6 protein-coding genes, 1 tRNA gene and 1 pseudogene are annotated in these 13,513 nt (G+C 37.5%); 5 read left to right on the top strand and 3 right to left on the bottom strand.

The window, feature by feature from the left end; genetic code table 11:
* Together MCS_RS04810 and MCS_RS04815 are read left to right on the top strand one after the other, a co-directional pair.
* A partial coding sequence (locus MCS_RS04810) for a type ISP restriction/modification enzyme (RefSeq protein WP_004856119.1) occupies window positions 1-3,851 on the top strand: 3,851 nt, incomplete at its 5' end.
* A 649-nt stretch (window positions 3,852-4,500) separates the two neighbouring features.
* Window positions 4,501-4,903, top strand: a pseudogene (locus MCS_RS04815) (hypothetical protein).
* A 1,634-nt stretch (window positions 4,904-6,537) separates the two neighbouring features.
* Here the strand turns inward: MCS_RS04815 and ilvD are convergent.
* The 3 genes from ilvD to MCS_RS04830 all read right to left on the bottom strand — a co-directional run bounded on the left by ilvD (window position 6,538) and on the right by MCS_RS04830 (window position 9,464).
* Window positions 6,538-8,376, bottom strand: a complete 1,839-nt coding sequence (gene ilvD / locus MCS_RS04820) for a dihydroxy-acid dehydratase (RefSeq protein WP_004856121.1) — start codon at window positions 8,374-8,376, stop codon at window positions 6,538-6,540.
* A 514-nt stretch (window positions 8,377-8,890) separates the two neighbouring features.
* A tRNA-Ala gene (locus tag MCS_RS04825) sits at window positions 8,891-8,966 on the bottom strand.
* A gap of 117 nt (window positions 8,967-9,083) precedes the next feature.
* Window positions 9,084-9,464, bottom strand: coding sequence for a TIGR02300 family protein (locus MCS_RS04830; RefSeq protein WP_004856122.1), 381 nt, complete (start codon window positions 9,462-9,464; stop codon window positions 9,084-9,086).
* A gap of 186 nt (window positions 9,465-9,650) precedes the next feature.
* Here MCS_RS04830 and aroA point away from each other — a divergent pair, with 186 nt between their 5' ends.
* The 3 genes from aroA (at window position 9,651) to rpsA (ending at window position 13,456) form a co-directional block, all read left to right on the top strand.
* On the top strand, window positions 9,651-10,979 hold the full coding sequence (aroA, locus tag MCS_RS04835) for a 3-phosphoshikimate 1-carboxyvinyltransferase (protein ID WP_004856123.1): 1,329 nt from the start codon (window positions 9,651-9,653) through the stop codon (window positions 10,977-10,979).
* Window positions 10,976-11,623, top strand: coding sequence for a (d)CMP kinase (gene cmk, locus MCS_RS04840; protein ID WP_004856124.1), 648 nt, complete (start codon window positions 10,976-10,978; stop codon window positions 11,621-11,623). Before aroA ends, cmk begins: the two co-directional genes overlap by 4 nt.
* Window positions 11,624-11,755: 132 nt before the next feature.
* Window positions 11,756-13,456, top strand: coding sequence for a 30S ribosomal protein S1 (rpsA, locus tag MCS_RS04845; RefSeq protein ID WP_004856125.1), 1,701 nt, complete (start codon window positions 11,756-11,758; stop codon window positions 13,454-13,456).
* Window positions 13,457-13,513 lie beyond the last annotated feature (57 nt).

Genomic DNA, 13,513 nt, shown 5'->3' on the forward strand with positions numbered 1-13,513 from the left:
CTCGTATCTTTAGTGACAATGCTAAAAAACAAGCTAATGAGATTGATGCTGTTCTGGCTTCTATGGATGATGAAGAGCTTTATGGCAAAATCCTTTATTCTTATAGTTTCTCCCATGCTGTAAAGAATGGACTTTTAACGCCTTACAAGATTATCGTTTTAGGTGTTGATGAAGGAGAAGTGAGTAAATCTATCCAGCATCTGATGACAGATGAGAATTATGAACTTATTCTTGATGATAGAACAAAGATCATGGGTTGTTATCAAGCCCTTACCAAAATGGATCTGAAAATTGATCTTGGGGACGATACAAGACCCATGCATCGGGCTTTGGCTTTTTGTAGAGATATTGATACTTCTGAACGCATATGTAGAACATTCAACGATGAAGAAGTTAAGAAAGATTTACTTGATCTTCATGAAAACCATAAAAATATTCCCCCTCTTAACTGTCAAGCAGATCATATTAATGGAAAATCTGGTGCCAAAGACCGTACGATAAAACTTGATTGGTTGAAAGAAGATGCGGGTGAGAATATCTGCCGTATATTAACCAATGTACGCTGCCTTTCAGAAGGTGTTGATGTTCCTTCCCTTGATGCGGTTATGTTTTTACACCCGCGTAAAAGCCAAGTGGATGTGATACAGGCGGTAGGACGTGTGATGCGTCGTGCAAAAGGCAAAAAGATGGGCTATATCATTTTGCCGGTTGGTGTTCCTGCTGGTGTTTCACCAGAAGAGGCATTAAAAAACAATAAGAGATACAGCGTTGTCTGGCAAGTTCTCAATGCTTTGCTTGCCCATGATGAGAATTTTAGCAAAACCCTTAACCAGATGGTCTTAGGACAAGACGTGAGCTCTATCATCGACATTGTTACAGTTTCTAAAAAGACCGAATTAGAAAATGTCACCACGGTTATTGACGAAATCCCGCTACACGAAAAATCGGAAAAATCCGGACTTCATATTGGGACACAAGCTCATGAACCGCAACATAGTCATAGCGTAACAGGAAGATTACCCTTTTTTGTTGAGTTTCCCAATGCTCTCAAAACACTGATTGTTAAAAAATCTACCATGAGTGATTATTGGGGCATTTGGGCGAACAATGTTGCTGAGATTGCACAAAACCATATCACACGCCTTCAAACTATGCTTTCTGATCAGACAAGCGAAGCTTATCATGCCTTTGATGCGTTTTATAAGGAATTAAAAAACAACTTAAACAGTGAGATAAAACAAGAAGAAGCAATTGAGATGTTAGCGCAACATCTTGTAACGCGTCCTGTGTTTGAAGCTTTGTTTGAGGGCAATGAATTTGTGCAAAACAATGCCATTTCTCAAGCAATGGAAAAAATCTTAACAGAACTCGACAAAACCAATATCGAGGAAGAATCCAAAGAATTACAAGAGTTTTATGACAGCGTAAAGTTCCGTGCCTCTGGTATTACCGAACCACAGGCAAGACAAAATCTTATTATCAAACTTTACGAAGATTTTTTTACCAAAGCTTTTAAGAAGACAACGGATAGGCTTGGCATTGTTTATACCCCCGTTGAGGTTGTTGATTTTATCATTCATTCTGTTGATGATGTGTTGCGCAATGAATTTGGAAAAAGCTTGGGGTCACGTGGTGTCTCTATTCTTGACCCTTTCACTGGAACGGGAACCTTTATCACAAGGCTTTTACAATCAAAGCTCATAAAACCAGAGGATATGGAATATAAGTTCCGTCATGATATCCATGCCAACGAGATTGTCTTGCTAGCGTACTACATAGCAGCCATTAACATTGAATCGACTTATCATAGTTTGAAGAAAGGAGAGTATATTCCTTTCAAGCATATCGGTTTGACCGATACATTCCGGATGCTTGAAAAACAAGATCTGATGAGAGGTTTACTAGAGAAAAACAGTGAATATTTAGAACTTCAGAAAAACCTCAATATTGAAGTTATTTTTGGGAATCCTCCTTATTCAGTAGGGCAAAAAAGCGAAAATGATAATGCAAAGAACAGCCCTTATCCTATATTAGATGAACGTATCCGTAAAACTTATGCTGCTCAATCGAAAGTAACGAATATACGAGCACTTTATGACAGCTATATCCGTGCCATTCGTTGGGCAAGTGACCGTATTAGTAATGCTGGGGTAATAGGCTTTGTTTCTGGTTCTGGTTACATAGAAAAGCCAACAATGGATAGCTTACGAAAATCTTTAGCCAAAGAGTTTACGAGTATTTATGTGCTTAATTTACGGGGGGATATTCGTAAAAATATGTTAAGCGATGGGAAAGCTCAAGAAGGTGAAAATGTTTTTGGCAATGGTAGTATGACTGGTATTGCTATAACATTGTTTATCAAAAATCCCAATGCTTCCGGAGATTGTAAAATTTACTATCATGACATTGGTAATAATTTCACGACAAAAGAAAAACTTACAGCTCTTGAATACTTTGGTAGTATTGATGGCATTACACGTAAACAAAGTTGGCAAATGATCACGCCGGATGAACATGGTGATTGGATAAATCAACGTGATGAAAGTTTCAAAACATTCCTAGCCCTAGGTGATAAGAAAAGTCATGGTAAAAAGCTGTTTGAAAATTTTTCGTGCGGTCTAAAAACTAATCGTGATGTTTGGGCATACAATTCAAGCCGTGAAGCTCTAGCGAAAAACATGAGTAACATGATTGCTTTCTACAATAGAGAAGTAGAACGCTTTAATGATGCCTATCAACATATTGATCATAAAGCACATGCAAATGCTGTAAACAATTTTATTAATACAGACGAAAGAGAAATCAGTTGGAGCCGTGCTATCAAAAAACAGTTAGCTAGAAGCAAGGTTTTTGAGTTTGAAAACGCGTGCCTTACACAAAGTTTGTATCGTCCTTTTACACGACAATGGCTTTATTATAATCGTACCTTTAATGAAATGGTTTATCAAATGCCGCGTATATTCCCTATGGGACAAGTGGTTGAAAATAAGGTAATACAAGTTACAGGTATAGGAGCAATGGCTGGCTTTTCTGTTATTATGGCTAAAAATTTGCCTGATGTTCACGCAATGGATACTAGTCAATGCTTTCCAAGATATGTTTATGAAGATGTCGTAATTTCAAAAGATAAAAATGAAAAACAGTCACATTTGTTTGCAAATGCTACAGAAGAAAGCAAAACAGCTGGTTTACAGAGGCGTGATGCCATTACGGATGAAGGATTAGCACATTTTAAAGCGGCTTATCCGAATGAAAAAATCACTAAAGATGATTTGTTCTATTACGTCTACGGATTGTTACATTCGGAAGATTATCGTGCTCGTTACGCTGATAACCTTTCTAAAGAGTTGCCTCGCATCCCTTGTGTTAAGAGTGCCGAAGATTTCTGGTCATTTGTTAACGCGGGGCGTAAACTGGGTCATTTGCATGTAAATTATGAAGATGTGGAACCTTATCCCGTGACCTTTAAAAAGGGCAATCCAAAACAGGCAGACATTCCTAATCCCGAAAAATTCTATTATGTGACTGAAATGAAATTCGCAAAAGCAGGTAAAGAGAAAGATAAATCGACTGTTATTTATAACAGCAATATCATCATGACAGATATCCCTCTTGAAGCTTATGAATATATCGTCAATGGTAGACCCGCTCTTGAATGGGTTATGGGGCGTCAATGCGTCAAGACTGATAAAAAGAGCGGCATTGTGAATGATGCCAATCGCTATGCTGTTGAAACCATTGGCAACCCTGCTTATCCATTAGAATTGTTTCAAAGGGTTATTACTGTAAGTTTAGAAACAATGAAAATCGTTAAAAACTTACCAAAATTAGAAATGAGAGAAACCGAATAGACTTATGAGGTTAACACACCTCATAGAGGTCTCTTGTGTATTAGTTTAAACGATAATCTATAAACGCATTATCTTGTAAACTGCTTACATACAATCTTACAAAGAAAGATTTATCATGTGTTATTCTAAAAGATAAGACTTTGCACTTTTAAACACTCTAATTTGGATTGCTTTTAAAAGACTATATCGTAATCTAAAATGATAGATGTATACTTTTCAAAAGCTCTGTTTAAAGAGATTTTGATAATCTCTTTAATTATCAGTTTCTCTTTAGATGTTTTATAACAAATAAATCATATTATCATCCTTATCATTTCTCTTATGAAAATGAAAAATGATGCGGTAGCTATAAAGAAGATAACAGCTATAGAGCATGCGTAAAAACAGCAGTTTTGAATAAAGAAAAATGCAAATGAAAGCTTTGATTATAAAGGAAATATCTATGCGCTATAAAAGAAATTAACAGAAATCTTAAAAACCATTTAGTAAAAAAACTGATAGGTTATAAAGATAAAAATACGCATGATGAGAGCGTTTTTAAATCTTATGAATGTATAGATTCAAAAAACAACGCGATCATTTCATAAAGCTTATGGTATAGTTTTAAAAATACATCATAACAAATGAAAACAAACAAATTAAAGATCGGATGGCTAAACAGATTACAAACCTCTATCGCATTAAAGCTCTAAAAGATTTTGATGATGTCAAAGCAGGTATCTTAGGGGGTTTTATTGAAAAGGAAGTCAACCTCTCTCATGATGGCAATTGCTGGGTTTATGATGATGCATGGGTTTATGGGCATGCTCAGGTTTCGGGTTGTGCCTGCGTTTATAGCCATGTTAAGATTTATAATTATGCTGTTGTTAATAGCTGTGCAAAAATTTATGGTAAGTTTATGGCAATGCCAAGATCTCATATTATACAAAGATCTGGGGTAGAGCTTATGGCAAGGCAAAATTAAACAGACAAAGTAAAATAAGGTCGGTACCAAAAAATTGTGAGGTTTATGAAGCGATAATGTTGTCAAGATTGTTGATACAGAAGAGTAAAAAACAAGCGTGGGGGCGCTTTTCTTATGGCTATAAACGCATCATAAAAGAGAGAATTCAAAAAAGAAAGCCGTGTCATTTACGTGACGAAGCTTATGAATGAAGATATAATGAATGACTCATAAATATGAATTTACCAATAAATGGTAATGCCTATATACAAAACGTATACTATTGCAAGCACTCCATTGTCTTTATTAAAACTTACCAAAAGAAATGTAAATGATAAGTATGATCTTAAATATCATTCATTTGAATGAAAGAGACTGTAAACTCTTTTCGTTGCTATAAAACCTATTAAGAATAATGCCCTCATATTTGAGCCGTTCCATTTAAAACAAAGCACATGATCAAAATGCTTTTTTAAAACGTTTCATATACTGACCTTAAAATTGAGTTGAGTGAATTGAAATAACGCATTTTCTAAAATAAAAACCTATCAAATAAATCAAAACGCTTGGTAGGTTTATCAATATAATTAAGCAAATGTGTCTTAAGTAAATGTCTACAACAAAACCCATTTTTACATTTACAAGCGTTGGTTTTTAAAACAACCTCTCATAAGGATAAAAGCAGCGTTTTCTTGACAACTGAAAGGATAATAAGCTTATAATTGCTTATAAAATAAGAGATCTCATTTTGAGTCTTCAATTGTTTAAACGTTCATTTAAAAAGGCTCTCATAAGCGTATTCTCACTTTGCACTAAATATAACTTCTCTGCAAATAAGCAAGCTCAATGTTTGAATTGGCAAAATTAACCAATTCAATTTCGGAGCCGTTAACTTTAGAATAGAGCATCCTTTAAACACTATCATTTTTGACTCAAAATTGAATAAAACCCGATGCCTTTGCGCCATGGTTACAATTTTTTGAAATTTACCTGCTCATCTTTATCTCAATAGATTTCCTTAAATTTGAGGGGACTAAAATCATTCAATCCAAATTTGGGCTCTGTGCTTTTAAACTATAACTTTTAAAACGTTTTTTGCTTGCTTACATTATATCATTAAAAGGCTTTCGATCTTACACGATATAACATTGTGATTTTCATACCAATATTGTGATGATAATGTCTATATAATGCCTGCCTATTATTTACTGACTTTTTAGTAAGCGCTTTAAAAGCGATCTTGTCTTTAAATTTTTTTATGTGCCCTTAATGAATGAAAATCTGTAGCTCGTATGATAGTTTCAAATGATTATTCCTTTTAAGGTTTAGCTCAAAAAAGAGCAAAACCCATACCATTCTTTAAACGCATGCAATTTATGTTATCGATAATTTCAAAACGATTGCATCTTTAACAATGCGATTTGTATGTGATAAAACGTATCACAAAATTTATGAACCGTTATGAATGGTAGCTGCTTTTCATTTCATTTGAACGTTTACATGCGTTAATATTTGCATCATGATTTGCTTTTTATGATCTGTTTATAGATGGCAATTGTTTATAAAAAATAGTCAAATGAATCACATATAAAAGTGTGGATTCTAAATGGGATTAATATAAAATAATTTCATATAACCTATTGACTTTATTGTATTTTTACTTACAAAATCCTTTCTATCATGTAAAAGATATACTCAAAACACGTAAACTTTGTGTTTTTTACAAGGTCTATTTTTTATTAATCAAAGATTCCGCACGGCACCTTTTGCAGCAGAAGTTGTCATAGCTGCATACGCCTTGAGAGCCTTTGAAATCTTACGCTTACGCTCCTCAACAGGTTGCCAAGCTGCTTTTTCTTTTGCCTCCATTTTGGCACGACGATGCTTCATCTCAATATCATCAACCAAAATATGAATGCTACGATTTGGGATATCAATTTCTATGACATCACCCTCTTCTACCAAAGCAATTGCTCCTCCTTCAGCAGCTTCCGGTGAAACATGTCCAATAGAAAGGCCTGAAGTTCCTCCTGAAAAACGGCCATCGGTTATCAACGCACAAGCTTTTCCTAAACCTTTAGATTTGAGATAACTCGTAGGATAAAGCATTTCCTGCATTCCAGGTCCACCTCGTGGACCTTCATAACGGATTACAACAATATCACCTGATTTAATTTTATCATTTAAAATAGCTGAAACAGCTGAGTCTTGGCTTTCAAAAATTCTTGCTGGACCTTTAAAAGTTAAAATTGATTGATCAACACCCGCTGTTTTCACAATACAGCCATCTTTCGCAAGATTTCCATACAGAACCGCCAATCCTCCATCCTGCAAATATGCATGTTCCCTATCACGGATCACCCCCTTTTCACGATCAAGATCTAGAGCATCATAGCGACAAAATTGACTAAAAGCTGTCTGTGTTGGAATACCTCCTGGGGCTGCGCGATAAAATTTATGAACCAATGGTTCATTGGTTCGTTTCACGTCCCAATGACGTAGAGCTTCTTTCATCGTTTTTGCGTGTACTGTATAAGTGGATGTATCAATAAGTCCAGCCGCATCTAATTCTCCTAAAAGCCCCATAATACCACCAGCACGGTGTACATCTTCCATATGTATATTCGCTACAGAAGGTGCAACCTTGCACAAAACAGGAACACTGCGCGAAAGACGGTCAATATCCGTCATAGTAAAATCCACCTCGCCTTCTTGCGCCGCAGCTAAAATATGCAAAACAGTATTGGTTGACCCTCCCATAGCAATATCCACAGTCATTGCATTTTCAAAGGCCTTGCGCGAAGCAATGGAACGCGGCAAAACTGTCTCATCGCCTTGTTCATAATAACGCTTGGCCAATGCAACAATTCGTCGTCCAGCTTCTTCAAAAAGCATCCGACGATCTGCATGAGTCGCTAATACTGATCCATTTCCGGGAAGAGAAAGCCCTAATGCCTCGGTCAGACAATTCATCGAATTCGCAGTAAACATTCCTGAACAAGAACCACATGTAGGGCAAGCTACACGCTCTATTGCATTAACTTCTTCTTCCGAATTGTGCTCTGAAGCAGCTGCAATCATAGCATCAACTAAGTCAACAGCGAGATCTTGATCTTTCCATTTAATCTTGCCTGCTTCCATAGGACCGCCTGAAACAAAGATTGTTGGAATATTCAACCGTAAAGATGCCATTAACATACCAGGTGTAATTTTGTCACAATTGGAAATACAAACAAGGGCATCAGCACAATGAGCGTTGACCATATATTCAACAGAATCAGCAATGATTTCACGGGAAGGCAAAGAATAAAGCATTCCATCATGTCCCATAGCAATTCCATCATCTACAGCAATTGTATTAAATTCCTTCGCGACACCACCAGCAACAGCTATTTCTTGTGCAACCAGTTGCCCAAGATCTTTTAAATGAACATGCCCTGGTACAAATTGTGTAAAAGAATTCGCAATCGCAATAATGGGTTTACCAAAATCAGCGTCTTTCATCCCTGTTGCGCGCCAAAGCCCACGGGCTCCAGCCATGTTGCGCCCATGAGTCGATATTCTTGAACGATAAGAAGGCATTATTTTTTCCCCTCAATAATTCCATTTTTTCTGTTGTGCTGTAATTTCATCTTAAAAACAAGAGCTCTCATATGAGAAATCAAAAATGCCTCTTATTGAAACATTTAAATCTCAAAATTGAAAACTCCTCTTAGCTGTATAAAACCTTAATGCAAGGCTAGAAAAAATGTCTGCTTCATAGAAGTGATTGATCATCATCATATAAACGTCCCTTATCGATGATATTTTTCTAATCTAGTAAAAACTCTTTTTCTATGCATGATGTCATAAATGATAAACAGCGTTTTTTCTTTTAAAATGTACGATAAGAAAAATACCAACCTGCTTGTTCACACTTTTCTTACAATAAAATTCCATGAATATTACAAAAAAGCACTATGAAGCAACGAATAAGCATAGCACTTTTTAATCAGCGCATAAATCTTCCTTTAATAAAGGTAGACGCCCTCTTTCTATAAAGAGCAATGGCTTTTATAAACACACATGCCTTATTGGAATAACATTTTGGTCTTTTTGGTGGAGCTAAGCGGGATCGAACCGCTGACCTCTTGCATGCCATGCAAGCGCTCTCCCAGCTGAGCTATAGCCCCACATAAAGACGGATTCTTTCTTAAAAGAATAGTAAACAATGTTAGAGAAATTCTGTAGAACGATAAAAATCGAAGATCAAGAAGAATTTATATTCTAGAAAAGAATATTCTTTTTTCTTAAATATCGTCATCGTTAGAAACACCACCTCCGAGAATATCGGCAACGTCATCATCCTCATCGTCTTCATCATGAGATAAAAACGTATCATCATCATCACCAAGATCTACATCGCTATCTCCCAAATCAGGAAGATCATCATCTTTGGAATCATCAACATCCTCCTCAAGAAGCATAAAAGCAGATTTTTCAAGCGCTGTATCAAGCTCTTCAGTATCAACTTCTTCTTCACCACTTGCTTCAGCTGCCGCAACTTCAAAGTAAGAACGCGGATAAGAAATTCCTGTATAAGGCGACACAATAGGGTCGCGATTAAGATCATAAAACTTTTTCCCCGTTTCTGGATCAACACGCTTAGTTCCAAGTTCCTGTTTTGCCATGAACCGTGCCTCTTTGTTAACTCTAATCTCATTAAAAAACGAATTTTATGGTGCTTAATCGAAAAATAATGCCTTTGTCAAAGATAAATACATCGTTCCACATGGATTTTCTCATGACGCCTTTCAAAGCATGTGCTAAGAGGTGCTTTATTCAATCAAATTCAAACAAAGTTAAATAGAACTTCTATGCAAAAAGCAATACCCATAACTGCCTATAAATCTACCAATCTTTCTGGAAAAATAAAAATACCAGGAGATAAATCAATTTCTCATCGCTCCCTTATATTAGGAGGGCTAGCAAGTGGTGAAACACATATTCATGGACTCCTTGAAAGTGATGACGTCCTCAATACAGCAGCTGCTATGCAAGCTATGGGTGCCTGTATTCATAAAACGAATGATCTCTGGATTATTCGTGGAACCGGTAATGGTTGCCTCTTAGCTGCAGAAACACCTTTAGATTTTGGGAATGCTGGAACAGGTGTTCGTTTGGTTATGGGATTGGTTGGTTCTTATCATATGAAAACAACCTTTATTGGTGACAACTCTCTCTCCAAACGCCCAATGGGACGTATTCTCGATCCGCTACGTCTAATGGGTGTTGAAGTTGAAGCAACGCACGGTGACCGTCTCCCTTTAACGCTCTATGGTCCTAAAATGACAAACCCAATTCGTTACCGTATTCCAATGGCTTCCGCCCAAGTGAAATCAGCAATCCTCCTTGCCGGCCTCAATACGGCCGGTACCACAACTGTTATTGAGCCCATTCTCACGCGAGATCATACGGAAAAAATGTTAAAAGCGTTTGGTGCTGAACTTGAGATAGAAACAAATGCTGAAGGTACGCGTTTTATTCATCTCACTGGTCAACCACACCTTACTGGACAAACTCTTGATATCCCAGGCGATCCCTCTTCTGCAGCTTTTCCGCTTATCGCCGCGCTTCTTGTGGAGGATTCTGATATCACCATTGAAAATGTTCTTATAAACAACTCTCGAATGGGACTTATCAAAACATTGTGGGAAATGGGAGCTCAAATTGAACTTTTGAATCAACGCAAAACAGGTGGAGAAGATATTGCTGATCTACGTGTCCAATCATCAACGCTAAAAGGTGTTACTATACCCAAAGAACGTGCTCCATCAATGATTGATGAGTATCCCGCTTTGGCAGCAGCAGCAGCTTTTGCTGAAGGCAAAACTGTTATGCTAGGGATTGAAGAGCTGCGCGTTAAAGAATCAGATCGACTGTCTGCACTTGCTCAAGGTTTAAAAATCAATCACGTAAACTGCGAAGAAGGGGAAAATTTTCTTATTGTTCACGGAAATAACTCTGCTAAAGGATTGGGTGGTGGACATGTCACCACACATCTTGATCATCGTATCGCCATGTGCTTTCTTGTCTTTGGACTCGCATCAGAAAAACCTGTAACTATTGATGATAAACGGATGATAGCTACAAGCTTTCCAGAATTTATCCTTTTTATGCAACAACTTGGGGGAAAAATTTCTTGAAACCTTTTGTCATCGCAATTGATGGACCAGCAGCCTCTGGAAAAGGAACATTAGCACGCAAAATTGCTGCTCATTATCATCTTCGCCACTTAGACACCGGTCTTACTTATCGCGGCGTTGCCTATGCACTTTTACAACAAAAATTAGCTCTTAATGATGAAAAAAGTGTCCTTGATTGTGCAACAAAACTTGATGTTAACACCTTAAATCCAGCCATTCTCTCTTCTCATGAACTTGGTGAAGCAGCTTCAAAGATAGCAGTCAACCCTACTGTACGTAAAATTCTTGTCACCAAACAACGTGACTTTGCTAAAGTTTTGCCCGGTAGTGTGCTTGATGGACGCGATATTGGTACTGTCGTCTGTCCTGATGCCGATATTAAGTTTTATGTTCTTGCCAATGTTCAAACACGTGCAAAACGTCGCTATCAAGAAATTTTACAAAAAGGATATCAAGTAGATTATCATGAAATTCTGGCTCAAATTGAACAACGTGACAAGCGCGATATAACCCGCAAACAAAGCCCTCTAAAACCAGCACAAAACGCCCACTTGCTTGATACATCAGAATTGGGTATAGAAGCAACATTCACAATTGCATGCACTTTTATTGATCCAATCATAAAAGTGCGTATGGTTGAATGAAGCAGTTAAGGTGATTTCCAGCCTAGCGCTAATCTTTCTTCCTGTATTAAGGAAAAAGGCAGGAAGTTGCCTCGTATTAACACTAACCTAGCGCTTATACCTTTTACTATAAGGTATGTATCAGGAGTTCTTATGTCACAATACAATCCCACAACGGCGGATTTCGAAGCTCTTCTCATGGAATCTTTCCAAACCAATGATATCAATGAAGGGGCTGTTGTTAAAGGTCGCGTCATTGCAATCGAAAAGGACATGGCAATTATCGATGCCGGTCTCAAAGTCGAAGGACGTATCCCCCTTAAAGAATTTGGAATTAAAGGAAGAGATGGTTCCTTACAGGTTGGCGATGAAGTTGAAGTTTACATTGAACGCATTGAAAATGCGATGGGCGAAGCTGTTTTATCGCGTGAAAAAGCACGACGTGAAGAAAGCTGGATCCGTTTAGAAGAAAAGTTCAATGCTGGCCAACGCGTCGATGGGGTTATCTTTAGCCAAGTAAAAGGAGGCTTTACAGTCGATCTTGATGGTGCTGTTGCTTTCTTGCCTCGCAGCCAAGTTGATATTCGCCCCATTCGTGATGTTTCACCTCTCATGCATAATTCACAATCCTTTGAAATTTTAAAAATGGATCGTCGTCGTGGTAATATTGTTGTTTCACGTCGTACCGTTTTAGAGGAAAGCCGAGCCGAACAGCGTTCAGAAATCGTTCAAAATCTTGAAGAAAATCAAATCCTTGAAGGTGTGGTGAAAAATATTACCGATTATGGTGCCTTTGTTGATCTTGGGGGAATTGATGGCCTTTTACACGTCACAGATATGGCATGGAGACGTGTTAATCATCCCTCTGAAATCCTCACAATTGGTCAAACAATTAAAGTTCAAATTATTCGTATTAATCAAGATACACACCGTATTTCCCTTGGCATGAAACAGCTTGAAAGTGATCCTTGGGAAAGCATCAGCGCTCGGTATCCGGTTGGTAAAAAAATTACTGGGGCTGTTACCAACATTACTGATTACGGTGGTTTTGTTGAAATCGAGCCAGGAATCGAAGGATTAATCCATGTTTCCGAAATGAGTTGGACAAAGAAAAATATCCACCCAGGAAAACTTCTCTCTACGTCACAAGAAGTGGAAGTGGTTGTTCTTGAAATTGATCCATCTAAACGGCGTATTTCTCTTGGTTTAAAACAAACATTTGAAAATCCATGGGTTGCTTTTGCTAATAAATTCCCTGTAAATTCACAAATTGAAGGGGAAGTTAAAAATAAAACAGAGTTTGGTCTCTTTATTGGCCTTGAAGGTGATGTTGACGGTATGGTTCACCTCTCGGATCTTGATTGGAATCGTCCTGGTGAACAAGTTATCGATACCTATAATAAAGGGGATGTCGTTAAAGCTGTCGTCCTTGATGTTGATGTTGAAAAAGAACGTATTTCTCTTGGGATTAAGCAACTTTCTAACGATAAAGTTGGAGAAGCAGCAGCATCTGGTGAACTCCGCAAAGGCGCTATCGTGACGTGTGAAGTCACTGCAATCAATGACAATGGTGTTGATGTAAAATTGATTGATCACAATCTTGAAACAACTATTCGCCGTGCTGATTTAGCTCGTGATCGTGATGAACAACGCCCTGAACGTTTCGCAATTGGTCAAAGAGTTGATGCCCGCATCACCGCATTCGATAAAAAAACTCGTAAACTTTCAGTATCGATCAAAGCTTTAGAAATTGCAGAAGAAAAAGAAGCTGTTGCGCAATATGGATCAACAGATTCAGGAGCTTCTCTTGGCGATATTCTTGGTGCAGCTTTGAAAAAACAAGAACAAGATTAATTTTAAAACATTTAAACAGTTGTTAAAATTAAGGTCGCTTGTTTTTAGCGACCTTTT

This window comes from Bartonella doshiae NCTC 12862 = ATCC 700133 (genome assembly GCF_000278155.1).
Taxonomy (GTDB): Bacteria; Pseudomonadota; Alphaproteobacteria; order Rhizobiales; family Rhizobiaceae; genus Bartonella; species Bartonella doshiae.